This is a genomic window from Zoogloea sp. GDB6, from assembly GCF_056724105.1.
Genome location: NZ_CM161497.1, coordinates 2,551,250 through 2,577,952 on the forward strand (window position 1 = coordinate 2,551,250; position 26,703 = coordinate 2,577,952).

26 protein-coding genes and 1 pseudogene are annotated in these 26,703 nt (G+C 60.6%); 21 read left to right on the forward strand and 6 right to left on the reverse strand.

What is annotated here, in order from left to right; all coding sequences use genetic code 11:
- Nucleotides 1–49: 49 nt before the first annotated feature.
- Both AC1PQG_RS11505 and AC1PQG_RS11510 read left to right on the forward strand, forming a co-directional pair.
- Entirely contained in the window at nt 50–463 is a 414-nt protein-coding gene (locus tag AC1PQG_RS11505; protein WP_374486407.1) for a hypothetical protein, read from the forward strand.
- A 517-nt stretch (nt 464–980) separates the two neighbouring features.
- A complete protein-coding gene (locus AC1PQG_RS11510; RefSeq protein WP_374486945.1) occupies nt 981–1,256 on the forward strand; it encodes a CopK family periplasmic copper-binding protein in 276 nt (91 codons plus the stop codon).
- A 43-nt stretch (nt 1,257–1,299) separates the two neighbouring features.
- Here the strand turns inward: AC1PQG_RS11510 and AC1PQG_RS11515 are convergent, their stop codons facing one another.
- The 5 genes from AC1PQG_RS11515 to AC1PQG_RS11535 all read right to left on the reverse strand — a co-directional run bounded on the left by AC1PQG_RS11515 (nt 1,300) and on the right by AC1PQG_RS11535 (nt 4,716).
- On the reverse strand, nt 1,300–1,743 hold the full coding sequence (locus AC1PQG_RS11515; protein WP_481122693.1) for a GNAT family N-acetyltransferase: 444 nt from the start codon (nt 1,741–1,743) through the stop codon (nt 1,300–1,302).
- A 109-nt stretch (nt 1,744–1,852) separates the two neighbouring features.
- Complete coding sequence (locus tag AC1PQG_RS11520) at nt 1,853–2,035, reverse strand: hypothetical protein (RefSeq protein ID WP_079436208.1); 183 nt, start codon at nt 2,033–2,035, stop codon at nt 1,853–1,855.
- 162 nt (nt 2,036–2,197) lie between these two features.
- Nucleotides 2,198–2,569, reverse strand: coding sequence for a hypothetical protein (locus AC1PQG_RS11525; protein WP_481122694.1), 372 nt, complete (start codon nt 2,567–2,569; stop codon nt 2,198–2,200).
- A 21-nt stretch (nt 2,570–2,590) separates the two neighbouring features.
- Complete coding sequence (locus tag AC1PQG_RS11530; RefSeq protein ID WP_481122695.1) at nt 2,591–4,033, reverse strand: heavy metal sensor histidine kinase; 1,443 nt, start codon at nt 4,031–4,033, stop codon at nt 2,591–2,593.
- Nucleotides 4,033–4,716: a heavy metal response regulator transcription factor gene (locus AC1PQG_RS11535; protein ID WP_374486942.1), complete on the reverse strand. Its 684-nt coding sequence runs from the start codon at nt 4,714–4,716 to the stop codon at nt 4,033–4,035. Before AC1PQG_RS11535 ends, AC1PQG_RS11530 begins: the two co-directional genes overlap by 1 nt.
- Before the next feature lie 180 nt (nt 4,717–4,896).
- On the opposite strand from AC1PQG_RS11535, the gene AC1PQG_RS11540 reads away from it, so the two are divergent.
- The 10 genes from AC1PQG_RS11540 to AC1PQG_RS11585 all read left to right on the forward strand — a co-directional run bounded on the left by AC1PQG_RS11540 (nt 4,897) and on the right by AC1PQG_RS11585 (nt 17,240).
- Nucleotides 4,897–5,214 (forward strand): hypothetical protein, encoded by a 318-nt coding sequence (locus AC1PQG_RS11540; RefSeq protein WP_374486940.1) that lies wholly within the window; start codon nt 4,897–4,899, stop codon nt 5,212–5,214.
- Nucleotides 5,215–5,223: 9 nt separating this feature from the next.
- Nucleotides 5,224–6,666, forward strand: a complete 1,443-nt coding sequence (locus AC1PQG_RS11545; protein WP_481122696.1) for a TolC family protein — start codon at nt 5,224–5,226, stop codon at nt 6,664–6,666.
- A gap of 16 nt (nt 6,667–6,682) precedes the next feature.
- Entirely contained in the window at nt 6,683–8,104 is a 1,422-nt protein-coding gene (locus tag AC1PQG_RS11550) for a multicopper oxidase family protein (RefSeq protein WP_481122697.1), read from the forward strand.
- A 41-nt stretch (nt 8,105–8,145) separates the two neighbouring features.
- Nucleotides 8,146–8,820, forward strand: coding sequence for a c-type cytochrome (locus AC1PQG_RS11555; RefSeq protein WP_481122698.1), 675 nt, complete (start codon nt 8,146–8,148; stop codon nt 8,818–8,820).
- A 95-nt stretch (nt 8,821–8,915) separates the two neighbouring features.
- Nucleotides 8,916–9,347 (forward strand): DUF411 domain-containing protein, encoded by a 432-nt coding sequence (locus AC1PQG_RS11560; RefSeq protein WP_374487306.1) that lies wholly within the window; start codon nt 8,916–8,918, stop codon nt 9,345–9,347.
- 30 nt (nt 9,348–9,377) lie between these two features.
- Nucleotides 9,378–9,719 carry a copper-binding protein gene (locus AC1PQG_RS11565; protein ID WP_481114117.1) on the forward strand — a complete coding sequence of 114 codons (342 nt, stop codon included), beginning with the start codon at nt 9,378–9,380 and terminating at the stop codon, nt 9,717–9,719.
- Nucleotides 9,720–9,809: 90 nt separating this feature from the next.
- Nucleotides 9,810–11,063, forward strand: a complete 1,254-nt coding sequence (locus AC1PQG_RS11570; RefSeq protein ID WP_481122699.1) for a TolC family protein — start codon at nt 9,810–9,812, stop codon at nt 11,061–11,063.
- Nucleotides 11,060–12,679 carry an efflux RND transporter periplasmic adaptor subunit gene (locus AC1PQG_RS11575; RefSeq protein WP_481122700.1) on the forward strand — a complete coding sequence of 540 codons (1,620 nt, stop codon included), beginning with the start codon at nt 11,060–11,062 and terminating at the stop codon, nt 12,677–12,679. Before AC1PQG_RS11570 ends, AC1PQG_RS11575 begins: the two co-directional genes overlap by 4 nt.
- A 13-nt stretch (nt 12,680–12,692) precedes the next feature.
- Entirely contained in the window at nt 12,693–15,827 is a 3,135-nt protein-coding gene (locus AC1PQG_RS11580; protein WP_481122701.1) for an efflux RND transporter permease subunit, read from the forward strand.
- Between the two features lie 303 nt (nt 15,828–16,130).
- Nucleotides 16,131–17,240: a glycosyltransferase family 4 protein gene (locus AC1PQG_RS11585; protein ID WP_481122702.1), complete on the forward strand. Its 1,110-nt coding sequence runs from the start codon at nt 16,131–16,133 to the stop codon at nt 17,238–17,240.
- Between the two features lie 712 nt (nt 17,241–17,952).
- Here AC1PQG_RS11585 and cysK read toward each other — a convergent pair.
- Entirely contained in the window at nt 17,953–18,930 is a 978-nt protein-coding gene (gene cysK / locus AC1PQG_RS11590; RefSeq protein ID WP_481122703.1) for a cysteine synthase A, read from the reverse strand.
- 1,066 nt (nt 18,931–19,996) lie between these two features.
- Here cysK and AC1PQG_RS11595 point away from each other — a divergent pair.
- The 9 genes and pseudogenes from AC1PQG_RS11595 to AC1PQG_RS11635 all read left to right on the forward strand — a co-directional run bounded on the left by AC1PQG_RS11595 (nt 19,997) and on the right by AC1PQG_RS11635 (nt 26,678).
- The gene (locus AC1PQG_RS11595) at nt 19,997–20,485 is read left to right on the forward strand and encodes a NapC/NirT family cytochrome c (RefSeq protein ID WP_481122998.1); all 489 of its coding nucleotides are present in this window, start codon (nt 19,997–19,999) and stop codon (nt 20,483–20,485) included.
- Between the two features lie 77 nt (nt 20,486–20,562).
- Nucleotides 20,563–20,853: a periplasmic Cu(I)/Cu(II)-binding protein CopK gene (gene copK, locus AC1PQG_RS11600; protein WP_481122704.1), complete on the forward strand. Its 291-nt coding sequence runs from the start codon at nt 20,563–20,565 to the stop codon at nt 20,851–20,853.
- 120 nt (nt 20,854–20,973) lie between these two features.
- Nucleotides 20,974–22,221, forward strand: coding sequence for an MgtC/SapB family protein (locus AC1PQG_RS11605; protein WP_481122705.1), 1,248 nt, complete (start codon nt 20,974–20,976; stop codon nt 22,219–22,221).
- Complete coding sequence (locus tag AC1PQG_RS11610; protein WP_481122706.1) at nt 22,218–22,772, forward strand: SET domain-containing protein-lysine N-methyltransferase; 555 nt, start codon at nt 22,218–22,220, stop codon at nt 22,770–22,772. Before AC1PQG_RS11605 ends, AC1PQG_RS11610 begins: the two co-directional genes overlap by 4 nt.
- A gap of 88 nt (nt 22,773–22,860) precedes the next feature.
- A pseudogene (locus tag AC1PQG_RS11615) lies at nt 22,861–23,013 on the forward strand (YHS domain-containing protein); the annotation flags it as partial.
- A gap of 36 nt (nt 23,014–23,049) precedes the next feature.
- Nucleotides 23,050–23,358, forward strand: coding sequence for a hypothetical protein (locus AC1PQG_RS11620; RefSeq protein ID WP_481123066.1), 309 nt, complete (start codon nt 23,050–23,052; stop codon nt 23,356–23,358).
- A 27-nt stretch (nt 23,359–23,385) separates the two neighbouring features.
- Nucleotides 23,386–23,649 (forward strand): DUF2933 domain-containing protein, encoded by a 264-nt coding sequence (locus AC1PQG_RS11625; protein ID WP_481122707.1) that lies wholly within the window; start codon nt 23,386–23,388, stop codon nt 23,647–23,649.
- Entirely contained in the window at nt 23,636–24,286 is a 651-nt protein-coding gene (locus tag AC1PQG_RS11630) for a methyltransferase family protein (protein WP_481122708.1), read from the forward strand. The genes AC1PQG_RS11625 and AC1PQG_RS11630 overlap by 14 nt, the downstream gene beginning before the upstream one ends.
- 28 nt (nt 24,287–24,314) lie before the next feature.
- Nucleotides 24,315–26,678 (forward strand): heavy metal translocating P-type ATPase, encoded by a 2,364-nt coding sequence (locus AC1PQG_RS11635; RefSeq protein ID WP_481122709.1) that lies wholly within the window; start codon nt 24,315–24,317, stop codon nt 26,676–26,678.
- Nucleotides 26,679–26,703: the final 25 nt, after the last annotated feature.

Here is a 26,703-nt window from a genome sequence, read left to right on the forward strand (position 1 = left end):
AGCCCGATGCCAACGGACGTCGTCAGCCTGACGCTGTGGCGTGTTAACCATGACCCGCCACTTCAAACAACTAATCTGTCATCTGTTGATTGGGGTATTTCTGTTCGCGCAAATGGCGGTTGTGTCGTATGCCTGTCCTCAGTCCTCTCCGGTTGGATTGAATCAAGTATCGGTATCCATCATGTCCTCGGACGACAACCCATCCATGGACATACCCGCCTGTTGTGACGGGATGGAGCGACCGGACATGGCTAATCCCAATCTTTGCACCGAACATGCCCATTTTGGTCAGCTGAATGATCAGACGCAGATCCCGACGCTGCCTGCAATTCTGCTGACCAGCCTCTATGTCGTTTCCACAGCATCCGAGCTGAATTTCCGGTTCCCGCCTGCCGCCTTAGCCAACTTCCTCGCTGAGTCGTTCCCACCGCACGCCATCTTGCACTGCTGCTTCCGCATTTAGGCCTCCCGACGACACTGTGCTGACGACCTGAGCGGTCGATACAGCACAACGGTTCTGCTCCCCCGTGCTTGTGACCTTTAGGCTCGCTCGCATGGGGATTCGCCCGAGCTGATTCGTTTCCATGTCTGGAGGCTCCGTGTTCGCCGACTCGCTCCGCGCTGTCCATTGGCTTCGTTTGTTTCGCTCTTGCACTGGCCTTAGGCACCGCGGTCCCCAGTACCGAGGCTCGACATATGCTGGATGTCGGCCAAGGCCCTGAGCTTGGCTCAGGCCTCCTCTTGCTGGCTCCGAACGCTGGTCATCCCCGCTGCCTCTGCGAGATGGCGATGGCTGCCGGCCTGTTCCAAGGTTTGGCGACATGATCACCGTGCCGCTCCGATCACTGTTCGTGATCTCGGCCGACCTGCGGCGGCGGTGTCACCTCAACCCTGAATCGGAAATGGAGGTGATTCAGATGTGGTAGATCGACCCAGAAAAGCAAATGCAATCAATCTAATCCATGCGAAGGAGAATGATCATGCGCAAGCTGTTGATACCCTTGTTACTGGCTGTCTCACTGTCCGCTTTGGCCGCCGGCGAGCGGGTCACGGCACAGACCATTGAGCTCAAGGATGGTGGCAAAGTCTTTGTGAAAAAGGACGGGACGATGGTTCATATCGACGCCGCCGGCAATCGCGTCAAGATGCGGAACGGTGTGACGATGGAAGCCAAGGACGGAGCCAAGTACGTGATGAAGAACGATGCCCTGTGGAAGACAATCACCGAAAAGGGAACGCTGAACCCGAAGTTCTGAGGTGGTGGCGGATGGTCTTCGGACCATTCGCTTCAACTCGCGTTCAGAGGCCCTTGAAGACGTCCCGGTGCATCTTGATCGTGGCGGCGGGAGCGCGCTTCTTAGTGTGGTTCTTGGCCATGTCTTCCGCCCACAGGCTGGTCTCGAAACCGAGCTTTTCGTAGAAGCAGAGAACCGCGTCGTCGTTGTCCGCATCGACGACGATCAATCGCGCAGCAGACAAGCCCGCCGTATTGAGAATGTCACCGAGGAGGAGTGCCATCAAGGCGCCGCCCACTCCCCTGCGTTGCAGATCCTGATGGACCGCAAGTCGCCCGATCTTGACGGCGGGAAAGGCAGCAAGTTCGATGTGCTCACCGAACCCCAATTCGAACTTCTCGGAGTCGTTGAGCTTGATCGCGTCGTTGGCGAGCGTGAAGTAGCCGACTGGACCTTCGAACTGCTGATGGAAGACCACGTTGGTGAAGCCCAGTCTGGCTTCATGCAAGGCCCGCGCCTGTGTGGTCAGGAACTCGTCCAGCCGAGGCTTTCCGCAGGTGAATGCCCCAAGGGTCGCGGGCTCCACCTCCGTGATCGGGAGGTAGCCATACCCCTCTTCAGGCAGCATCAGCCGGGGGCAGCGCGATCCGGTACTTGTCGAGGAAGTGGGCTTCTTTGGCGCGCCGAGCCGCAGCGGCCAGATGTACCGCGCGCTCCTGAACAGCCTGAGTCGGCCGGACAGACTCCACGGACACGACAAGCCGCTTCTTCGCCTTGAGGGACGAAGCGTGTTTCTTCATAAGAAGGCTGCGGGCAGAGTGTTTCATGGTAAGGGCACAGTACGTAAGAACGCCTTCCACGCGGCGGGAAGGCACTCGGATACTAGATCAAAAAAGAGAATGTATCCACTGGATATATCCGGCAGATAGCGCACTCTGCTCATGAAGCCACAGTGTGGTGGTTCAGTATGAGCCGCGGTCCCGGACAGTAATGTGCGGCAGGAAGGCCTCCTGCAGTACCTGACGTATTGAAGCGCAGGTCTGTCGGTCATCGTCCATGAGGTTCATGTAGAGCTCGGCGGTCAGTTCGATCAGGTAGGTGTGTTCCCGAAGATGGGCTTCCCGATCAGGGCTCGCACAGGCCTTGAGCCAGCGCTCCTCTAACGCGTAGCTGCGATACGCGCAGTCGATGAACTGGGCAAACAAGGCCGTGACCGTCTCGGCGTCTCCCGAATCCGTCGCCTGGAGCGTTTGCAGTCCGAGGGCCTTCAGGCGACGACTCGTCGCTTCAAGCAAAAGGTCGTTTGACGAAGAGAATTCATCTGAGCAGATCATGGCCGTGAGCCTGCAAACGGATCAGTCCGTGCCGTGGGGCGTGACGATCGATGTCGGTATCCACATCTCGAAAATGTTGCTGTCTTCCCCCGTCCGACCCTCGATGTCGCCTTGGTGCGCGCGGAGGATGGAACGGGTGATCGCAAGGCCCAGTCCGGCGCCATCGCCCGAATGGCGGCGCGATGCGTCCACACGGTAGAAGCGATCAAAGAGACGGGACAGGTGTTCTGTCGGGATAGGCTCCCCGGTGTTCTCGACGGCGAGGTGGACGGTTTCGGTTTCGGTGTCGGTGTTGTCGCATATGACGCTGACCGTTACGGTGATGTGCCCACCCGATGGCGTGTAGCGAAGTGCGTTGGACAGCAGGTTGCCGATGGCGCGTCGGAGCATCAGCCGGTCTCCGGTCACCCATCCTGAACCTTCTAGCTTGAGGGCCACGCCGTTCTCTTCGGCCAGGGCCCCGTAAAAATCGAACAGGGCCATGACCTCGTCCGCCAGATCAAAGGTTTCCTGACCTGGCACGATGAGACCATTTTCCGACTTGGCCAGGAACAGCATGTCCGAGATCATGCGCGACAGGCGTTCGTACTCCTCGGCGTTGGATTCCAGCACTTCCCGGTACTCGCCTGATGTGCGGGTCTTCGAGAGTGCCACCTGGGTTTGCGTCATCAGGTTGCTGACTGGCGTGCGGAGTTCGTGGGCCAGATCGGACGAGAAGTCCGAGAGACGCGTGAAGGACTCCTCCAGCCGGGCCAGCATGTCGTTGAGGGATTCGGCCAACTCGGCCAGTTCGACCGGCACGGTGTCCACTGGCAGGCGCTGGTCAAGATGCTGGGCGCTCACTTCCGTTGCCCTCCGTCTCATCTCGCGCAGAGGTGCCAAGCCTCGGCGGGCGACGAACCAGCCGAGCAGACCGGTTGCGGCCGTGCCGCCCACGATGACGAGCCACAGTGTCCTCATGAACGAGTCCATGAAATTGCGGTGATGGGAGATATCTGTCGCCACTGCGACAACGGCCGGCGGCCACGACGGCACCCCGGTCGGCACCTCGGCCGCAATGCCCCGGAAAGGCATTTGTCCATCCACTTGCCAGACGTAGGGGTGATTGACCCCGGCCGTCTTGACACGATCCAGCAGCGGTTGAGGGAAAGGCGCGCCTTCGGTCGCAAACAGGGTGCGCCCATCCGGTCCCTTGAGTGCGACGACCAGGCCGTGATGTCCGATCAGTGAGTCATCCATCTGCTGGGGAATGGCCGCCAGGTCCGTGGGTGAGCGGACCTTCGCCATGGCATGGCGAATCAGTTCAAGTTTGCCGGTCAAGGCCTCCATGTCCTGTTCTTCGAAGTGGTGTTCGACGGACTGGGCCACGATCAACCCCAGAACCAGCAACACGGCCGTCGAGGCTGCCGCAAAAAGCAGGGTCAGGCGGAAGGTCAGGGACTTGCGGCGGACGCTCGTGCGCACTATTCGCTCTCCTGTTCTTCCAGCACATAGCCCATGCCCCGCACAGTGCGAATCAGCTTGGGCTCGAAGCCGTCGTCGATCTTGGCGCGAAGGCGGCGCACGGCCACTTCGATCACGTTGGTGTCGCTGTCAAAGTTCATGTCCCATACCTGCGATGCGATCAACGAGCGCGGGAGCACTTCGCCACGTCGTCGTAGCAACAGTTCAAGGAGGGCAAACTCCTTGGCGGTCAGATCAATCCGCCGACCTGCTCGGGTGACACGCCGACGCGGGAGGTCCAGTTCGAGGTCGGCTGCTCGCAAGGCATCGACTTCCTTGTTCTTCACACCACGGCGTAGCAGTGTGCGCACCCGGGCCAGGAGCTCCGAGAAGGCGAAGGGCTTCACGAGGTAATCGTCAGCGCCCAGCTCCAGCCCCTTGACCCGGTCATCAACGCTGTCTTTGGCGGTCAGAAACAAGATCGGCATCTCCTTGCCAGCCTTGCGCAGGGCCTGCAGGACGCGCCAGCCATCGAGTCCCGGCAACATCACGTCGAGCACGATGAGATCGTAGGCTTCGTTCATTCCACAATGCAGTCCGTCCATGCCATCCCGGACCAAATCCACATTGAAGCCGGCCTCGACCAGCCCTTGCTTGAGGTAGTCCCCGGTTTTGGGTTCGTCCTCGACGATCAGTATTTTCATGGTCTTCCTCGCTTCCTGCTCATACGGCTGGCGCTAGTGTGGCGCAACGCACTTCCGTTTTTCCCAAGATTACAAAGATGTAATTCGTGGGTCAGTCTCCTGTCGGTTTTTGCGCCGCACACTGCTCGCCATGGGAACGCCAGATTCCCAGCCTACCTTTTGACCCCATGGAGAAGACCGATGCGATCCTATTTGCTCGGGCTATCGGCGCTGGCCATGATGAACAGCGTCTGGGCGGCTACGCCGCCTTTGCTGGAGACGAGCTCCAGCCCGTCCCCGTATGTGTCCTCCCTGTCGGATTACCACGCCTGGTCGGAACCGCCGGTCGGGCCGTGGCGCGCCGCCAATGAATCGGTCCAGCGCGGAATGGATGCACATGCAGCCCCCTCTACGCCTGACCAGCCCGCTGAGGCTCGTGAAGCCCGTGAGGCTTTGCAGAAAAAGGGCGATGCGGCGCCGACGCCGCCGGCCATGCCGCCTGCCGGCCATCATCATTAGGAGGCCGCCATGCGCTCATACCTATCCGTACGCCCCCTGGGGCTGATCAAGACCCTGACCGTGCTGGTGCTCGGCACGCTGACCCTCAGCGGCTGTGCCAGCTTTTCTGCGGACGGAGGCTTCGGCACGGTCCGGGATACGACCCGTGCCCGAATCGGCGCCGATGCCCGCTGGGCCAGAGACGATGCGGACCGCAAGGAGGTCGATGCCCGCGTCGCCGAATTGCTGACCAAGCCGCTGACGGTGGAGGACGCGGTTCAGGTCGCCATCTATAACAACCGCGGGCTGCGCGCGTCGTTCTACGAGCTTGGCATCAGCGAAGCTGAAATGGTCCAGGCCGGGCGGCTGCCCAACCCCCATTTCTCCATGCTGCGTGCCAGTCGAGCCGAGAATGGTGTGCGCGAGTTCAAGATCGAACAGGTACTGACCTTCAACCTGTTTGCGCTGATCACGATGCCCATGGCCGTTGAGGTCGAGAAGCGGAATTTCGCCCAGACCCAGCGCATGACGGCGCTGGAGGTTGCCCGGGTGGCCTCGGAGACGCGCAAAGCCTACTTCGGTGCGATCGCCGCGGAGGAGTCGGTGCGTTACCTCCGGAAAGTCAGGCAAGCTGCAGAAGCGGGTGCCGGACTGGCTCGCAAGATGGCCGAGGTCGGTAATTTCAATCGCTTGCAGCAGGCGCGTGAGCAAGGCTTCTATGCCTCAGCCGCTCTCGATCTGGCTCGCGCAGAGCAAGTCCATATCGCGGCGCGGGAACGCTTGACCAAGCTGCTCGGTCTGCCGTCGCCACAGTCGATTCAGCTCCCCGAGCGCCTGCCGGATCTGCCCAAGGCACCCGACGAACAGCCGGCCGTTGAACAGACCGCGCTTGATCAGCGGCTGGATCTCCAGGCCGTCCGTCTCGAAACGGAAGCGCTGGCCAAGAACCTTGGCCTTACCCAGGCCACGCGCTTCATCAACGTGCTGGAGTTCGGTCCGGCGCGCGTCCTGGAGGGGACGCGGGACAGTGGCTACAAACGCGGCTACGAAGTGAGTTTCGAGCTCCCGCTCTTCGATTTTGGCGGCAGCAAGGTCGCCAAGGCCGAAGCCATCTATGGGCAAGCAATCGAACGCGCGGCCGAGGCGGCAATCAATGCCCGTTCGGAAGTACGCGAAGCCTACTCGGCATACCGCAGCAGCTTCGATATCGCCAAGCACTACCGGGACGAAATCGTACCGCTCAACAAACGGATCGCCGAAGAGAACCTGCTGCGCTACAACGGCATGCTGATCGGGGTGTTCGATCTGCTGGCCGACGCCCGTTCCCAGATCACCAGCGTGAACAGCTACATCGAGTCCTTGCGTGACTACTGGATCGCCCAAAGCGATCTGCAGATGGCCCTGATCGGTAAGCCGTCCCTGGCTCCTCCCGCACGCACCGCACCGGCCAGCACCGGCCGTCCGGATCACTGAACCAAAAGGACATCCGATGACATCACGTCGCGCATTCATCCAAAGTCTGGGACTGACCGGAGGTGCCGTTGCCGCGGCTTCGGTAAGTCCGGTGGCCATGGCCGCCTTGCCGGAACTGATCACGAAGAATGATCCGAACACGGCACCGCCACATCTTCCCCGCGGCGTCACTGGCGCAGGCCGGCCCTACAACCCGGTGGTCACCCTCAATGGTTGGACCCTGCCATGGCGCATGAACAAGGGGGTCAAGGAGTTTCACCTGGTGGCTGAACCGGTTGTGCGCGAAATCGCGCCCGGGATGAATGCCCACCTGTGGGGTTACAACGGACAAAGCCCCGGCCCCACCATTGAAGTGGTCGAAGGCGATCGGGTCCGCATTTTCGTCACCAACCGCCTGCCCGAGCACACCACCATCCATTGGCACGGACAGCGCCTGCCCAATGGAATGGATGGTGTCGGTGGGCTCACCCAGCCTCAGATCCCACCGGGCAAGACCTTCGTCTACGAGTTCGTGGCACGCCGCCCGGGTACCTTCATGTATCACCCCCACGCGGATGAGATGACCCAGATGGCGATGGGCATGATGGGCTTCTGGGTCACCCATCCGAAGGAGCGAAATCCGCTCATCGACGAGGTGGACCGGGACTTCTGCTTCCTCTTGAACGCCTACGACATCGATCCGGGTAGCTATACGCCAAAGGTGAATACGATGCTCGACTTCAACTTGTGGACCTTCAACAGCCGGGCCTTCCCGGGCATCGATTCCCTCAACGTGCGCCAGAACGATCGCGTGCGGATCCGCGTGGGCAACCTGACGATGACGAATCATCCGATTCACCTGCATGGCCATGAATTCACGGTGACCGGCACGGATGGTGGCCCGACACCCAAGGGCGGCCGCTGGCCGGAGGTGACGACCGACATTGCTGTCGGGCAAATGCGCCAGGTCGAATTCATTGCCAACGAACCGGGGGACTGGGCGTTCCATTGTCACAAGAGCCACCACACGATGAATGCGATGGGGCATGACGTGCCGACGATGATCGGTGTCGATCACCGGGAGGCCGCCAAGCAGATCACCGATCTCATCCCCGACTACATGGTGATGGGTGAGCGCGGTATGGCTGACATGGGGGAAATGGAAATGCCGCTGCCGGACAACACGCTTCCGATGATGACGGGCCAAGGCCCGCATGGCGCCGTCGAGATGGGCGGCATGTTCACCGTCCTGAAGGTCCGTGCCGAGCAGAAAGCCGGCGATTACGCCGACCCCGGCTGGTACAAGCAACCGCCTGGAACGCGTGCTTACGAATGGACTGGGCCCGCTGCCGAGCCCCCACGTGCAAGCAGCCAGGGAGGACAGTCCATGCCGGCACAGGGCAAGCCTGCAGCAACGGAAGTTCAGGTCCGAAAACCGGGTCCGCACGCCGGACACTAAGTTGCGGTCACGCACGATAACGAGAACCGAGGAACATCATCATGAACAAGACCCTGATCACCGTTGCGGCGCTGGCTGCCGTGGGCGCGGCCTCGGGCGCCGTCGCCCTGTACGCCGGCGCCATCAATATCGCGGCCGATGAGCCGCATCACCCGCTGACCTACCGTTTGCTGGAGTTCGCCCGGGAGCGCTCCATCGCCGTTCGGGCAGGAGATATCAAGCCGCCCATCGACCTGGCCAATCCCGAGCGCGTGCGCCGCGGTTCCGGCAACTACGATGCGATGTGCGTGGGCTGCCATTTGTCTCCGGGTGCGGAAGACTCGGAGATTCGCAAGGGGCTATATCCGACGCCCCCCAAACTGGCCGACAAGCCGGTGTCGGTGCTCGATCCGCAATTTGCCGAGGCGCGCCAGTTCTGGATCATCAAGCACGGGATCAAAGCGTCCGGGATGCCGGCCTGGTCCAAGGGCGGGATGGAGGACGAGGCGATCTGGGATCTGGTCGCGTTTGTTCAGAAGCTCCCCGGGCTGACCGCTGCCGACTATCGAGCCTTGGTCGTCTCCAGCGAGGGACACAGCCATAGCGGGCTCGATGGGCATCACGATGGGCACGCGCATGACGACGACCCTGACCCTCACGCGGAAGCGCCGACATCGGCGCCGCCCACCGAGAAGAAGGGCCACACCCATCCGCCCGGCTTCAAGCATAACCACTGACGCCGCGCCAAGATTACCGAAATGTAATTTTTGGGACAGCTTCCCGTCGGGGAGCGCTTGCCAAAATGAGTCATCCCATCACCCAAGGAATCGCCATGAAACTGCAGACACTGATCGTGTCCTCCGTCCTGAGCTTGATGGCAGGCTCGGTACTGGCTGGAGCGCCGGTCGATGTGTACAAAAGTCCGTACTGCGGTTGCTGCGGGAAATGGGTAGAGCACCTGCGCGCCCGGGGCTTCGAGGTCAGGACGCACGATGTGACCGACGTTCCGGGGCAGCGCAAGAAGCTCGGCATGCCGGAAGCCTACGGCTCGTGCCATACGGCTAAAGTCGGCAACTACCTCATCGAAGGGCATGTCCCGGCTGCTGACGTCGAGCGCTTGCTGAAAGAGAAGCCGCAAGCCATTGGTCTTGCCGTGCCGTCGATGCCGCCGGGCTCCCCAGGGATGGAGAGCGACCGGCCAATGCCCTACGAGACGCTGCTCGTGCGTACCGATGGCTCCAGCCGCGTGTTTGCCCGCCACTGATCATTCAATTGCGTTCATCTGGATCAAATCATGAAAACGACCCTTGGAATCGTCTTTGCCGTCCTTGTCGGCACCGTCAGTCTGCCGGCCTTTGCGGATAATGAAACGCCCGACGCGGCGGCCCACAACCATGCGGGCCACGGTATGGCTGCATCTCAAATGACCGAAGGTCTGGTGAAGAAGGTCGATAAGTCGGCCGGCAAACTCACACTGTCCCACGGCCCGCTGCCGAACGGCATGCCGGGGATGACCATGGTGTTCCGCGTGAAGGATCCGGCCTGGCTGGATCAGGTGAAGGCCGGGGACACAATCCATTTCATGGCAGAGCAGATCAACGGCGCCATGACCGTCGTGCACTTGCAGCGCGACTAAGTTGCTTCGCGATGTCGGAAGCGCGGGGAAGCACCCGCCTTCCAGGCGTCACCGTCCAGGGAGTGGAACATGAGAATACGAGGCAGGCGGATGCGGTGGGCCGCCATCGCGTTGTTGGGCGCATTCAGTTGGGTAGCTCAGGCACAGGAGGCCCCGATCGGCGCCGACGTGGATTCGCTGCTGAACTATGCCCGCAGTCGCAACCCCGACTACGCGGCGATGCGGTTTGAAGCTGACGCCGCCACAGAGCGCATCGTGCCCGCCGGTGCGCTGCCCGACCCGAAGTTCCGTACCGAACTGCGCGACATCACGCGCATGGGCGAACAGAATCCGGCGCTGCTGCCGGCCCAGGTCGGCAGCACGCGCTACCTGCTGATGCAGGACGTGCCCTGGCTCGGCAAGCGGGATCTGAAGCGGGAGATCGCTGAACTCGATGCCCGCGGCGCCGAAGGGCGTGCCAGCGGCACCTGGGCGGAACTGGCCGCCCGCATCAAGACCGCCTATTCGCAGCTCCAGTACGTCTATCGCAACGAGCAGCTGACCCGCGAAATCCTCGACCTGATGGTCCGTCTCGAAAAGATCGCCCAGGTGCGCTACGCCGGCGGTCTGGCTGCTCAGCAGGACGTGATCCGCGCCCAGGTCGAACAGACCGGCATGAAAAATGAGTTGGTCGCCCTGCAGAACGAACGTCGGCAACTGCAGGCGCGCCTGAACGCGCTTCTTGCAAGGCCGACGTCTTCGCCCTTGGCAGCCCCGGAACGCCTGCGGACACTACCCGCGCCCGCTCAGCTCGATCCGACGACCCTGGAAGAGCGGGCCAGGACAAGGAACCCGCAGATCTTCGCGGACGAAGCCCGCATTCGCTCGGCGGAGAAGAGTCGCGAACTCACTTACAAGAACCGTTACCCGGATTTCACGCTGGGCATTTCGCCGATCCAGTACCAGGGCGCGGTGCGTGAATGGGAATTGATGGTGGAACTGAACCTGCCGCTACAGCAGGGCAGCCGCCGGGCCCAGGAGCGGGAGTCCGAGGCCATGCTGTCCGCCGCCAAAGCGCGCCGGGATGCGACCGCCAATCAGGTTCTGGGCGATCTGGCCGAAAACCTGTCCGGTTTCGATGCGGCTCGCCGGACCGAGAGCCTGGCCTCAACGAGCCTCTTGCCGCAATCCGAACTTACTTTCAAGGCGGCCTTGGCCGGCTATGAGACCGGCAAGGTGGACTTCGCCACGCTGCTCGACGCCCAGCGGCAGATTCGCCAAGCCCGGCAATCCCAAATCAAGGCCCAGGCCGAGGCACAGATCCGCCTGGCCGACATCGAACGCATTCTCGGAGAAGACCTATGAAAACAGGCGCAGGCATTGCGGTCGGCCTTGCTGTTGCGTTGGCTGCCGGTGGCGGCTACTGGCTCGGGCAACGCCCTTCGTCAGGCCATGAACCCGCTGCCAGTCCGGTTGCGGCGGCACCGATGGATGGCGCGAAGAAGGAGCGCAAGCTGCTGTATTACCGCAACCCGATGGGCCTGCCGGATACGTCGCCGACGCCCAAGAAGGATCCGATGGGGATGGACTACATCCCGGTCTATGAAGGCGAAGCGGATGACGAACCCGCGGCAGCCAACGCGATCAAGATCAGCACCGACAAGGTCCAGAAGCTCGGCGTGCGCACCGAGGCGGCCGAGTTGCGCAGCCTGGACCGCACGGTGCGCGCCGCCGGCCGCGTGGAGATCGACGAGCGGCGCAGCTTCGCGATCTCGCCGAAGTTCGAGGGCTACGTCGAGCGCCTGCATGTGAATGTCACCGGCCAGCCGGTCGCCCAAGGCCAGCCGCTCTTCGAGGTGTACAGCCCCGAGTTGGTGTCGGCCCAGCGGGAATACGCCATTGCCGCCCAGGGCGTCGACGCGCTGAAGGATGCCGGCAGCGAAGCACAGAGCGGCATGAAGCAACTGGCCGAATCGAGCTTGCTGCGCCTGCGCAACTGGGACATTTCAGAAGAGCAGATCCGTGCTCTTGCCAAGTCGGGTGCCACCAAGCGCACGCTGACCTTCCGCTCCCCGGTGGCCGGTGTCGTCACCGAGAAGAAGGCTTTGCAAGGGATGCGCTTCATGCCGGGCGACACCTTGTATCAAGTGGCCGACCTGTCGTCCGTGTGGGTCATCGCTGACGTGTTCGAGCAGGACATCGGCCTGGTGCGTAGCGGCAGCCTCGCCAAGGTGCGCATCAATGCCTATCCGGACAAGGTCTTCGAGGGCAAGGTGAGCTATGTCTATCCGACCTTGAATGCGGAAACGCGAACGGTCGCGGTTCGGGTGGAGTTGCCAAACCCGGGGCAGCTGTTGAAACCCGCAATGTTTGCGCAGGTAGAGGTACCGGTGGAGGGCAAGGGCCAGGTCGTGACTGTGCCGAGCTCGGCGGTCATCGACAGTGGCACCCGCCAGATCGTCCTTGTCGCGCACGGCGAAGGCCGTTTCGAGCCACGGGACGTGAAGCTGGGCGGTCGTAGCGAGAACCATATCGAAGTGATGGATGGCGTCAAGGCCGGCGAAAAGGTGGTTGTCGCCGCCAACTTCCTGATCGATGCGGAAAGCAACCTGAAAGCGGCGGTCGGTGGCTTTGGTCATTCGGGCCATGGTGGAGCACCGAAGTCCGGAAAGGACGGCGAGAAGCCTGCGGCGGCGCCCCAAGCGGCCGGGCACCGGGCCGAAGGGACGGTGGACAGTGTCGATGCCAAGGACGGGACGGTCAGCCTGAGTCACGGCCCGGTCGCCAGCCTCAAGTGGCCGGCGATGACCATGGAGTTCAAGGTGGCCAATCCCTCGCTGCTCCAGGCCCTTAAGCCAGGGGCCAAGGTGGAGGTTGAATTCGTCGAGCGCCAGCCCGGCGAATGGGTCATCACCTCGGCGGCCCCGGCCGGCAAGGCGGCCGCCTCGGCGCCGGCAGCCAATCCTCACGCCGGCCACTGACACGGGATCCATCATGTTGGCCAAAATCATTGACTGGTCGGGCCGGAACCGCTTCCTGGTTCTGCTCGCCACACTGTTCATTCTCGCGGCTGGGGTGTTTGCGGTGCTGCGTACGCCCATCGACGCGCTGCCCGACCTCTCCGACGTGCAGGTCATCGTCTACACCGAATACCCCGGCCAGGCGCCGCAGGTGGTCGAGGACCAGGTGACCTACCCGCTCACCACGGCCATGCTGTCGGTGCCCAAATCGAAGGTCGTGCGCGGCTTCTCGTTCTTCGGTGCGTCCTTCGTCTACATCATTTTCGAAGACGGCACCGACATCTACTGGGCCCGCTCGCGGGTCCTCGAATACCTCAACTTCGCCGCTGGCCGCATGCCCAAGGGCGTGACACCGCAGATCGGGCCGGACGCCACCGGCGTCGGCTGGGTGTACCAGTACGCGCTGATCGCCAAGGAGAAGACGCTCGCCGAGCTGCGCACGATCCAGGACTGGTATCTGCGCTACCAGCTGGCCAAGGCCCACGGCGTCGCCGAGGTGGCCTCCATCGGCGGCTTCGTGCAAACCTACCAGGTCACTGTCGATCCGGTGAAGCTGCGCGCCTACGGCATTCCGCTGATGAAGGTCGCTCAAGTGATCCGCGACTCCAACCGGGACGTGGGCGGCCGCGTCGTGGAGATGGCCGAGACAGAGTACATGGTGCGCGGCAAGGGCTACCTGCGCGGCAAGGACGACATCGGGGCACTGGTGGTCAAGGCCGAGGGCGGCACGCCGGTGCTGGTGCGCGACATCGCCCGCGTCGAACTGGCGCCGGACGAGCGCCGCGGGCTCACCGAACTCAACGGCGACGGCGAGGTGGTAGCCGGCATCGCCATGGCCCGCTACGGCCAGAATGCGCTGGAGGTCATCCACAACCTGAAGGACAAGATCGCCGAGATCGGCCCCGGCCTGCCGGAAGGCGTGTCGGTGCAGACCGTCTATGACCGCTCCGAACTGATCCACCGGGCCATCGAGACCCTCAAGGGCACGCTGATCGAGGAGTCGCTGATCGTCGCGCTGGTGTGCGTGGTCTTCCTGCTCCATGTGCGCAGTGCGCTGGTGGCGATCCTGATGCTGCCGGTGGGCGTGCTGATGGCTTTCATCGCGATGCGCCTGTTGGGCATGAACTCCAACCTGATGAGCCTGGGCGGCATCGCCATTGCAATCGGCGCGATGATCGACGCCGCCATCGTGATGATCGAGAACGCCCACAAGCACCTGGAACGCCTGCCGGAAGGGCACTCCACCGCGGAGCGTTTCGAAGCCATGCTGGCCGCCTGCAAGGAGGTCGGCCCGGCGCTGTTCTTCTCGCTGCTCATCATCACCGTCTCCTTCCTGCCGGTGTTCACGCTGGAAGGCCAGGAAGGCCGCCTGTTCTCGCCGCTGGCTTACACCAAGACCTTCTCGATGGCTGGCGCCGCGTTCCTGTCCGTCACCTTGGTGCCGGTGCTGATGCTGCTGTTCATCCGCGGCAAGATCATGCCGGAGGCCAAGAACCCGGTGAATCGCGTGTTGATCTGGCTGTACCGGCCCATCATCGCAGCAGTGATGCGCTGGAAGAAGCTGACCATCGTACTGGCAATGCTCGCCTTGGGCGTGTCGATCTATCCGGCTTCGCGTCTTGGCTCGGAGTTCATGCCGACCTTGAACGAAGGCACCTTGCTCTACATGCCGGCCTCCCTGCCGGGCATGTCGATCACCAAGGCGGCCGAGCTGATGCAGACCCAGGACAAGATCATCAAGAGCTTCCCCGAGGTCGAGTCGGTGTTCGGCAAGGCTGGCCGCGCCAACACGGCGACCGATCCGGCGCCGACGGAGATGTTCGAGACCGTCATCAACCTCAAGCCGCAATCCGAATGGCGGCCGGGCATGACCACCGACAAGCTGATCTCAGAAATGGACAAGGCCCTGCAGTTCCCCGGCGTCGCCAATGCCTGGACGATGCCGATCAAGGCCCGCACCGACATGCTGTCCACCGGCATCCGCACGCCGATCGGCATCAAGGTCTTCGGCAAGGATCTCGCTGAAATGGAGAAACTGGCCAAAGAGATCGAGGCGGTCGTCAAAACGGTGCCGGGCACCACCAGCGCCTTCGCCGAGCGCATCACCGGCGGCTTCTACCTCAACATCGAGCCCGACCGGGAGCAACTGGCCCGCTACGGCCTGGCCGTCGGCGACCTGCAGGACGTGATCGGCAGCGCGCTGGGCGGCGAGATGGTGACCACCACCGTCGAAGGGCGCGAGCGCTTCGGCGTGACGGTGCGCTACCCGCGTGAGCTGCGTTCCGACCCGCAGCAGATCGCCCGCGAAGTGCTGGTGCCGACCATGGGGGGCACGATGGTGCCGCTGGGACAGTTGGCGAAGGTCATGGTGGCGAAAGGCACCCCGGGCATCCGCACCGAGAATGCCTTGTTGTCGGCCTATATCTTTGTGGACATCCGGGATCGGGACATCGGCGGTTACGTGGCGGATGCAAAGAAGGCCGTCGCCGCGCAAATCAAGTTCCCGCCGGGCTACTACGTGACCTGGAGCGGCCAGTTCGAGTTCATGGAGCGCGCGATCGAGAAGATGAAGATCGTCATCCCGATCACGCTGCTGACGATCTTCCTGCTGCTCTACCTCAACTTCCGGCGCATCACCGAAACCTTGATCGTCATGCTGTCGGTGCCCTTTGCGCTGGTCGGTGGCGTGTGGCTGATGTGGCTGCTCGGCTACAACCTGTCCGTCGCGGTGGCGGTCGGCTTCATCGCGTTGGCTGGCGTGGCGGCGGAGACCGGTGTGGTGATGCTGATCTACCTGGATCACGCCTGGGAAGCGCTCAAGGCCCGCTGCCGCGAGGAAGGCCGCGCACCCCACGTGGGCGACCTGTACGAGGCGGTGATGGAAGGCGCCGTCGAGCGCGTCCGCCCGAAGATGATGACGGTCGTCGCGATCATGGCCGGCCTCTTGCCGATCATGTGGGGCACTGGCACCGGCTCGGAAGTGATGAGCCGTATCGCCGCGCCGATGGTCGGCGGGATGATCTCCTCGACCATTCTGACCCTCGCCGTGATCCCCGCGATCTACGCGCTGGTCAAGCAGTGGCGCCTTAACCGAGGTATCGAACAATAGAGCGCTTCCTGAGGTAAGGCCAAACAAATAGCAGCATTGTGATCGAGATCGCAGTGACGGCACACGTCCGTTCTGTTCATGCCAGCCACTACAACCCGTCTCAAGCGAAACATGAGCGGTCCAAAGTGGCTCGGCCACTGATACGAATAAGCTCACGAGCTATTGAGACCTTGAACAAGATTCCTGTCTTGACCATGTCCGAAATGTAATTCCTGCCTCATCTGATTGTCAGTCACAAGGTCGCAAACTCTTGTCACCGCCGTACATGTGGAGACAGTAGAGCGGAGGCATGGAAAAGGTGACATGACAATCAGAACCCTACACATTGAGACAGGGCGACATCTATTCGGCGGTGTCATGCAAACCAAGCACCTAGTGCGAGGATTGAAAGGGCACGGGATGCCTGCGCTGCTTGTGTGCCCTGACGGCAGTGAGCTTTATCACGTTGCAAGGCGTGAGGGGCTTGATGTTCAAGGGGTACGCTACGGCGGAAATCTCGATTTGGTGCTCGTTTTTAAGCTGATAAGGATCATTCGCGCGGTAAAGCCGGATATCGTGCACCTGCATGGCGGCGAGGGTGCGGACACGCTAGGAGCGCTCGCTGCGAAATGGGCGGGACATCGCAACGTAATCATTACTTGTAGAAGTGATAGGCGGATTTCATCAGGTGTTTTGAACAGATTTTGCATCGGAAGGATTCCAAGGGCAATCACCTGCGTCTCAGATTGGATTTCACGCGAGATGCAAGCTTCAGGATTCCCTTCGGAAAAAATCAGCGTTATACATAGTGCGATCGACGCGAACGAGTACAACTCTGCCATGACCAAGCTTGAGGCAAGAGCGGTGCTCCGGTTACCGCCCAATGTACCCATCCTGGCTGTGATTGAACAACTCGCGCCAGGAAAAGGTCATGCTGTACTGTTAAACGCACTTCTCCGTCTGAAAAATCACTTCAAGAATGTTCTTCTACTGGTTGTTGGAGGCGGTGTCATGCGTGCACAGCTGGAGAATCAGGTTGAGACGCTGGGCCTCAGGGAGAATGTCCAATTTATAGGCTTTAGGTCCGATATTTCGACCATTCTTCGAGCCTCCGATTTGTTGATTCACCCCGTGCTCCAAGAGTGGGCTGCCAATGTCGGCCTTCAAGCGATGGCGAGCGGTATTCCGGTTGTCACGACCAACTTGGGTGGAATGCCTGAAATCGTTCAGCATGAACTCACCGGCCTTATCGTCCATCCGGGGGATTCCGAAGCCATGGCTCATGCGGTGGCCTCCTTACTCTCCAATCCAGTGAAATGCTCCGTAATGGGTCACCTCGGACAGGTTATTGTCCGGGAGAGGTTCTCCATTGAAAAGATGGTTGCGTCGAACTTTGCGCTATACCAAAAGACTTTGGCTTCGCGTCCTTCTTGATCCAGACCGCAGGGAGAATAAGCGCAGATTTTGTTGTCAACTTAACGCAAAGATAGGAGGTGTTGATGAAGAAAATCGCAATCGCCATGGCTGCGACCATGCTGCTAATCTTGGGGGGGTGCGCAAGCTCTGGCTTCGCCCCTGATGACAGCGGAGGGCACGTCCACTCGGCGCACTCGCACTAAACTACTCAATAGACGCGACCGGCTGATTGCTCGTGCACATCAACCGTGTCGCGGGATCCATTTCGTTCAACACAGTCAATTCCCACCAACAGCGCAGTCGTATGAGATCGTGCTTTTGCAAGGCACACATAACAATTGGATCGAGAACCAGATCCGGCCGATTGCCATCGTGCGCCAGAACTGGCCCGTTTGCCGGCTCGCTGCGCGCCGGCAAACGGGCCGCGACCATCGCGAGCTTGATCCGTCCTCACGCGTCTGCCGACTTAGCCCGGAGGCAGAGCCGAGCGAACTCGAAGAACACCGCCTGGCCGGCTTGCCCGGCGTACCAAATGATGGCAATCGTTGATATGAGGTAAGACGCGGTGCTGCCCATCAATGGCAAGAGCAGGCGGCGCAGCACGACCAAGGCTACAGGGAGCCCCTTGCACAGGGTCAGTGCCTTCGCCGCCGACCTCGCTCGAAAGTCGTCTTCACAGGGCTTGAAGGTCACGCCGTCGAATCGACCGCAAAAGCTCGGTCATCCTGGATTACGTAGGCAGTCCGGACTCATTGAACAGGCCCTCGAACAGTACCGAGCTCAGATAGCGCTCGCCCGAATCCAGCAGAACGACGACGAGGGTCTTGCCCTTGTTCTCAGGACGTTGCGCCAAGCGGCTGGCCACGGCCGCTGCCGCGCCGCTCGAGATGCCGGAGATGATGCCCTCCTCGCGTGCAAGGCGGCGGGCGTAGGCGACAGCCTCCTCGTTGCTGACCTGCTCGATGGCGTCGATCAGCGCGAGGTCTAGTACCTGCGGCACGAAGCCGGCGCCGATGCCTTGGATCTTGTGCGCCCCCGGCTTGACCGGCTCGTCGGCGCGGGTCTGGCTCAGCACAGGGCTGGCTGATGGTTCGACTGCCACCGACTGCAGTTTGGCGCCCCGTGTCTGCTTGAAGTAGCGGGAAACGCCGGTAATGGTGCCGCCGGTGCCGACGCCCGAGACGAAGATATCAACCTTGCCGTCGGTGTCGTTCCATATCTCCGGCCCAGTGGTCGATTCATGGATGGCCGGATTGGCCGGATTCTTGAACTGCTGCAGCAGCACGTACTTGTTCGGGTCGGAAGCGGCGATCTCCTCGGCCTTGGCAATCGCCCCGCACATGCCCTTGGCGCCTTCGGTCAGAATTAACTTGGCGCCGTAGGCGGTGAGGAGCTTCCGGCGCTCCAGACTCATGGTTTCGGGCATGGTCAGGGTCAAGGGGATGCCGCGGGCGGCGGCGACAAAGGCCAACGCAATGCCAGTATTGCCGCTGGTCGGCTCGACCAGTTCCTTGCCCGGCCCGAGCAGGCCGCGCTTCTCGGCGTCCCAGATCATGGCGGCGCCGATCCGACACTTCACCGAGTAGGCGGGATTGCGCCCCTCGATCTTGGCCAGCACTGTGGCGGGCGCGCCGTCGGCGATGCGGTTGAGGCGAATAAGGGGCGTGTGCCCGATGGACAGCGAATTGTCGGCAAACCAGTTGGACATAGCGTCACTCTCCTTTTATTGGAAATACAGTTGAATCTAGGGCCAGCCAGCGTACTGCCAGCCAAGCACGGATAGGTTCTCTCATTCAATGCGAGTGGCTACTGTGAGATCCGCGCCTCTTGAATCGCTTCGGTAATCCTCGGCGAGGAATCCCAATCCGAGCTCCCGACCAGAGTTATTGAAACAATCCAATCCGCATTTGTATGCCGGCAGTATGCCCGATCTAAGCTGACTTTCACGGAGCAAGTGCATTACATTGCTGTAAGCCAACCGCAAGCCTTGTCGCCGACCATCCTCAGTGACTCGACCACGCCCAACATCGTGCCCCTTGCAAGCGCTTGGTATCCACTTCTCCTGCATTGCCAACCACCCAGAACTCCTGCCACGCAAAACGACCGTAGGATTCCTCGGAGAAGCGGGCATGCAGCGCCTTGCGTTAGGCAAGGCCGAAGCCGCTCCCGGGGCGTTACCTGAAGGGAAGGCTGATTGCCTTTGATGCCAGCAGGTAGTCAGCCTTCTTCCTTGCTTGAAATTAAATGCCGCTCCTTGATTTTTAATCCTTTCAAAAAGGTGACGTAAATGTAATTAAGTGGATATCTCTCCGTCAGTCTGCGAATGGTACCGTTGAGCAGCATTCCGGATGAGGAGCGATGATGAAAATCGCACATGCTATCAACGCAGTCGTACTCATTGCGCTTGCTGGATGTACCTCCGTACCCCCAGCAGGCCTCGTTCCCGAAACGATTTCCCGCGCAGAGACGTCGGCAGAGCATCTGCAGATTGCCGATTACTATTCGCGAAAAGCCGCAAGCTACGATGCCGAAGCGGCTTGGCACGAGAAAATGGCACATTCGTACCTGGGACGGCCGAAGGGCGATCCCGCGGCGATGGCTGCGCACTGCCGTTCCCTTTCTCTGCAATTCACGAATTCGGCTCGGGAGGCCAGGGCTCTCGAAGACGCACATCGGCAGTTAGCTAGGAGCGTGGCGAATACCCATCAATCCCCGAGTCAAAGCAGAGGCGGTGATTCTCACTAGCACGTGCTGGTGATTGGTTTTTTTCGGGGATTTTCTTCTGGGGAGGCTTTCATACAGCCTTGGAGGCAACGAACACGCTTGAGTTCTGCACGACATGTCACGAAATGCGGGATACCGTCTTCCAGGAGTATAAACAAACCATCCACTACAGCAATCGAACAGGTGTTCGCGCTATTTGTTCGGATTGCCACGTTCCAAAGGATTGGACTCACAAGATGATCCGCAAGGCCAGGGCCAGTCTGGAAGTTTGGGGGAAGATAACTGGCACTATAGGCACGAAGGAGAAATTCGAAGCAAAACGCATGACGCTCGCGACGCACGAATGGGAAAGGATGAAGACGTCAAATTCCCGTGAGTGTAAAAATTGCCACAGCTATGACGGTATGAGTAGCGAGTTTCAGAAACAAACGGTCTTCGTAAAGCATCAGAAGGCCGATGCGGAGGGGCAGACCTGTATAGATTGCCACAAAGGCATTGCACACAAACTGCCCAGGGAGTATCGGGATAGTAACGAATGAGGGCCGTTCCGATCGCGCGGCGAAGAGATGATGGCGCGCCCAAGGATCAATGCGAGACATAATCAATGGAGGAAGTTATGTTCAAATACATTCTGGTATTCGTATTGACGAGTGCGATCAGTGCCGCGGCGCTCGCGAATGATGCCGCCCGGGCAGAAGCGAAACAGGTCTTTAATCTCAAGGATGGCTCAACCCTTTACATTTTCAAGGATGGGAAAATGGCCATGGAGGACCACTATGGCCGCGCCACAAGGATGAAGCCGGATACTGTAATGGAAACGCGAGAGGGTCAGAAGATCATGATGCATGGCGATGAAGTCATGCGCCTTGAGTCTCTGCTGAAGAAAGATCATTCTGACGGATATTGATGAAATGCGGCGGGGCGTGTCAGCTACATTGATCGTCTCTCCCAAGTATTGACACCATCACGTTCCCATCTCAGTAAGCTAACAGATGCAGGATTGCCATGGGTAGAAAGGTGGCGCATCGTGCCCCCCGCTGTCAGTGATCACTTGGTCTCATTTCTCACCAGCCTTGCAATCGGTCTTTTGATCGGGATTGAACGGGAAAGAACGGGCTCATCGGTTGGTTTACGAACCACCGCGTTGGTAGCCCTGTTTGGATCCGTTGCAGCCTTGGTCAGTCAAAGTGCTGGTATCCCATTTTTTCTTCCGATTGCGTTATTGTCGGTCACTTGGATTGTCACCATCCAGCCCACAGAGGCGGGGCATAGCGGGGGCTCCGGCGGCGGGTACACGACCCGTATTGCCGTGGTTCTTTGCTTTAGTTTGGGTGCGATGGTTTGGCTGGGGCACGGCCAATACGCAGTCATGGTGGCGATCGTCTCGGCCACGCTTCTCCATTTCAAGGCGCAATTGCGAAGCCTGGGCAAGCGGATCAGCCCTCAGGATCTGGCGTCAATCCTTCAGTTTTCAGCTTTAAGCTTCATTGTCCTGCCGCTACTACCGAAGACGGGCTTTGGGCCCTATGGCGCCTTCAATCCACACCATGTCTGGATTATGGTCGTCCTGATCTCGGGCTTAAGTCTCACCGGCTATCTTGCAATGCGGATTGTTGGAAATATGGGGGCCCCCTTGCTGGGTGTCCTCGGTGGACTTGTTTCGAGTACCGCGACAACACTTGCGTATGCGCGCCATGCGCAGCGGTCCCCCAACTTGGCTCCACTATCAACATTCGTCATTTTAATGGCCAACGTGATCGTGCCTTTACGCCTCGGAGTGATTACTTCAACCGTATCGCCTCAGATGATGGCGACGCTTTGGCCGGTATTGATCGGGAATTTCGTGGCAGGAGGGGTGGCGGTGTTTCTTCTATGGCGCGAGATTGGACAGGGCGAGCAATTACCGCTACCTGCGGTAACGAATCCCACCGAAATTAGAGCTGCACTCACATTCGGCACGATGTACGCAGCGATCCTGCTGCTGGCGTCCTGGCTTTCAGATCTGGCTGGGAATCGAGGGCTCTATCTCGTTTCATTCATCTCTGGTTTAACTGAACTGGATGCCATCGTTCTTTCCACACTTCGATTGTTTGAAACACAGAAACTGGAGGCCGTACAGGCAGCTCGCGCCATAGGTATCGCGATACTATCGAATCTCGTGTTTAAAACCGCGCTTTTAGCTTGGATTGCGGGACATGGCTTTCTGCGACGCTGCTTGCCGGGAATGGCGGGAATTGGTCTGGGTGTAGGCATAGGGCTCTGGTTTGTGAAATGAGAAAGAGCGACAAAGAGACAGAGCCCGAAAAACGTTCAAAGAAGATGCGCTCTGGGGAAGCCTTCCGCGAAGATTCAGAACTTCAAATGCGGGAAAATAGGATCGCAACGCCGCTCGATGCGTTTTGCTGCGACTTCATTGTCAATAATATCGAACTGGCTGATGTTCTGCCGAGCCATACTCATGGAAAAGGACTGTTTGCTTCAAGAAATATTGAGGCAGGAGTCGTGCTGGCAGTGCTAGATGGACAGATTGTGGAATATGATTTCTATCATCAGATCAAGCGAGCCGTTCAGCTATCAGAGAGGGTGAATGGCTATCTATTTATGGAGTGGAACTGCCTTGGAGAGGGGCGAATATTGGCGAGAATGTTTCGCACAAAGTACAGCTTCATTAATCATTCCAGAAATCCGAATTTGGTGCTGACCGGACTTCCTCTTGAGGTCAGGACAGCAAGGGCGATTCATGCCGGTGAGGAACTTTTTCTAGACTACAGCGCTGAGCCATTACCCGAAAGCTATCTGTGCGGTCCCGGCGCGGCGTATCTTTAGAGTTGTGCATCTTGTCTACGAATGCCTCTTTGGGTTCTTGTTGCAAGATGTATTACGTTTTTTATGGCTATCCAAGGAAAGGTTACACGTGATCCGTCATCCTCCCTCGATCTGCCAGGATCCGGTCTGTGGCATGGATGTGATCATTGCTGAGTCTCGCTATCCGGCGATCTATCATCAAATGACTTTTCACTTCTGTTCGGCACAGTGCCGGGATCACTTTCTGGAGGCGCCGGCCTTATATGCCGGAGCAGTCCGCCGAGAGGACGTCAAGGCCATGCCCAAACGCCGTGTGCTGAGGATCGCGACGGGTGCGGCGCTTGACGAGGCCTGCCGCCGCCTGCGGGCGATGATGGGCGTGACGTCGGTGCAGGCGGAAGCAAATCGACTGCATGTCGACTACGACCTGCGCCAAGTGTCCCTTTCCCAGATCGAAGCCGAAATACAGGCGGCGGGCATCGTCCTGAGAGGTGGCCTACACGCACTGCGCCGTAGCCTGTGGCGCTTCACCGAACACAATGAACTGCAGAACGCGGCCCGCAGCGGGCCCCAGGCTTGCTGCAACCGGCCGCCCACGCCGCGCTGAGTGAGTCCTTCACTTTAGGAGGCCGTGATGATCGACTCCCGTGAATCGTCTCAAACTGGAACGGATGCCCAGGCCCACGTCCATCACCGCCGCGGTCGATGGATGTGGTGGCTGTTTGCCGCGATGGCCCTGTTCTACCTGTTGGCGGAGCACCGTGCCCATCTGTTCGGCGTTCTGCCCTACCTGCTGGTGCTGGCCTGTCCCCTGATGCACCGCTTCATGCATGGGCATCATGGCCACAAGCATGACCATGCGGCCGAAGACAAGGAGGATCACCATGAGCAGCCATGACGGTGATTACGGATTGTGGACGCTGGTCGTCATCAATTCGCTTTTCTTCATCCTGTTTGCCGCAAGCTACTTCAAGCCGAAGAGCAAACAGGACTGGCGCACGCTGGGCCTGTTCTCGGCGTTTGTGGTTGCGCTGTTTACCGAGATGTATGGCTTTCCGCTGACCATCTATCTGCTCTCAGGGTGGCTCACTGAGCATTTTCCAGGGATCAACTGGCTCTCCCATGATGCGGGGCATTTGCCGGAAATGATCTTCGGGTGGAAGGCCAATCCCCACTTCGGTCCTTTCCACATCCTATCCAGTCTCTTCGTCATCGGCGGTTTCTGGCTGCTTGCGGACGCCTGGCCGGTGCTCTACGAGGCACAAAAGACGGGGAGGCTGGCTTGTACCGGGCCTTATGGGCGCATCCGCCATCCTCAGTACGTCGCCTTCATCCTGATCATGATCGGCTTCCTGTTTCAGTGGCCGACCTTGCTGACGCTGATTCTCTTTCCCGTCTTGCTCGTGACCTATGTCCGTCTTGCCAAGCGGGAGGAATCACAGGCGCTGGAGACTTTCGGCGATACGTATCGCGACTACATGCGCCGGACACCCGGGTGGTGGCCGGCTTTCAAGCCGCGTCGGTCGCCCAACTGAGCCAGACGCGCACCCACAAGGAGCTGCCATGACCTCCGCCGCTTCCGGGCATCGTCACGACCATGCCCACTCTCATTCCCCCTCCGGTCCCCACGCTACGGGGCCGGAGACAGCGACAGATCCCGTCTGCGGAATGAAGGTCAAACCCGAGTCGGCCTTTCAGAGCGAATTCGCGGGCGCGACCTACCGGTTCTGCGGCAGTCACTGCAAAGCCCAGTTCGATTCCGATCCACCGCGCTACGTCCAGCCGCAGGTTTCGGCGCCGAAGGCGGATCCCGAGACGGAATACACCTGCCCGATGCACCCGGAAGTCCGCCAGATCGGGCCCGGCAATTGTCCGAAATGCGGGATGGCGCTCGAACCGGTGATGCCGGACCTGTCGGCAGAAGACGACACGGGTGAGTACCAGGATTTCCGGCGCCGCTTCTGGTTCAGCTTACCGCTCACCCTGGTGGTGGTCGTGCTCGCGATGGCGGGACATCAGCTGAGCGGCGTATCGCCCGCGGTGCGTAGCAGCGTGGAGATGGGGTTGAGCATTCCTGTCGTCCTGTGGGCCGGTTGGCCCTTCTTCGTGCGGGGAGCGCGGTCGGTGCTGCATCGCAGTCCAAACATGTGGACGCTGATCAGTCTCGGTACCGGCGCAGCCTTTCTTTACAGTGTTGTCGCCACGCTGGCGCCTGGGCTCTTTCCGGAGTCCTTCATGGTCCATGGTCGGATCGGCGTGTACTTCGAAGCGGCCGCCGTCATCATCTCGCTGACGCTGCTGGGGCAGATGCTGGAGCTGCGCGCCCGCTCGCAGACCTCGGCGGCGATCAAGTCCCTGCTGGGCCTGGCTCCGAAGACTGCCAGACGCATCCGGGCCGACGGCAGCGAGGAGGACATTCCCCTCAACCACGTTCATGTGGGGGATCTGTTGAGAGTCCGACCGGGCGAGAAAGTCCCGGTCGATGGCGTGGTGGTGGAAGGTAGCAGTGCCGTCGATGAGTCAATGCTCACCGGTGAACCGCTGCCGGTCAGCAAACGCGTGGCGGACACGGTGATTGGTGCGACGCTGAACACCTCGGGCAGCCTCGTCATCCGCTCGGAAAAGGTTGGCGCCCAGACCATGCTGGCACAGATTGTCCAGATGGTGGCGCAGGCCCAGCGCTCCAGGGCGCCGATGCAGCGCCTGGCTGACAGCGTGGCCGGCTACTTTGTGCTGGCCGTCGTCACCATCGCCGTCGCCAGCTTTTTTGCCTGGGGGCTGTTCGGGGGGCAGCAAGGCTGGGTCTTCGGGCTCATCAGTGCGGTGTCGGTACTGATCATCGCGTGTCCCTGCGCCCTCGGGCTGGCGACGCCGATGTCGATCATGGTGGCCACGGGCAAAGCCGCCACCCAGGGCATCCTGTTCCGCGATGCGGCGGCCATCGAACACCTGCGCCGGATTGACACCCTGATCGTCGATAAGACCGGCACGCTGACCGAAGGGCGTCCCGCCTTCGAGCGGGCCATCGCTTTGCAAGGCATGGGCGAGGACGAGATCCTGCGTCTTGCGGCGAGTCTCGACCAGGGCAGCGAGCATCCCCTTGCCGATGCCATCGTGCGAGCGGCCCGCGAGCGGGGACTGACTCTCGATAAGGTCGATGCGTTCGAGTCATCGAGCGGCATCGGCGTCCATGGCATCGTGGGAGGCCGGCGCCTGGCGCTTGGCAATGCGGCGTTGATGGCACAGGAGGGCGTGGCGCTCGACTCCACCGCCGAGCTCGACGCCCTTCGCCACAGCGGTGCCAGCGTGATCCATCTCGCCCGTGACGGGCTCCTTATTGGCCTGCTCGCCGTTTCCGACCCGATCAAGGCGAGCACGCCGGAAGCACTGACGAGCCTGCGGGCCGCCGGACTGCGCGTGGTGATGGCGACCGGTGACGGTTTCACCACCGCACGCGCAGTGGGGCAGCAGCTTGGGATCGACGAAGTCTACGGAGAGGTCAAGCCGGCCGACAAGCTCGCCCTGGTGGAAAGACTGCAGCAGGAAGGACATGTCGTGGCGATGGCCGGCGACGGTATCAACGACGCACCAGCCCTCGCCAAGGCGGATGTCGGCATCGCCATGGGGACCGGCACGGATGTGGCCATGAACAGTGCGCAGCTGACCCTCGTCAAAGGTGACCTGAGAGGCATTGCCCGTGCGCGTGCGCTATCCGCGGCCACGGTCCGCAACATGCGGCAGAACCTCGCCTTCGCATTTCTTTACAACGCCCTGGGTGTTCCCATCGCCGCGGGCGTGCTCTATCCGGCCTATGGGCTGGTGCTCTCGCCGATGATCGCGGCGCTGGCGATGAGCTTGTCGTCGGCCAGCGTAGTGGGGAATGCCTTGCGCCTCCGGAGCGCGGAGACAGGCCCGCAGTCTTCCTGACATTTCGAGGACAGCGATGTAATGC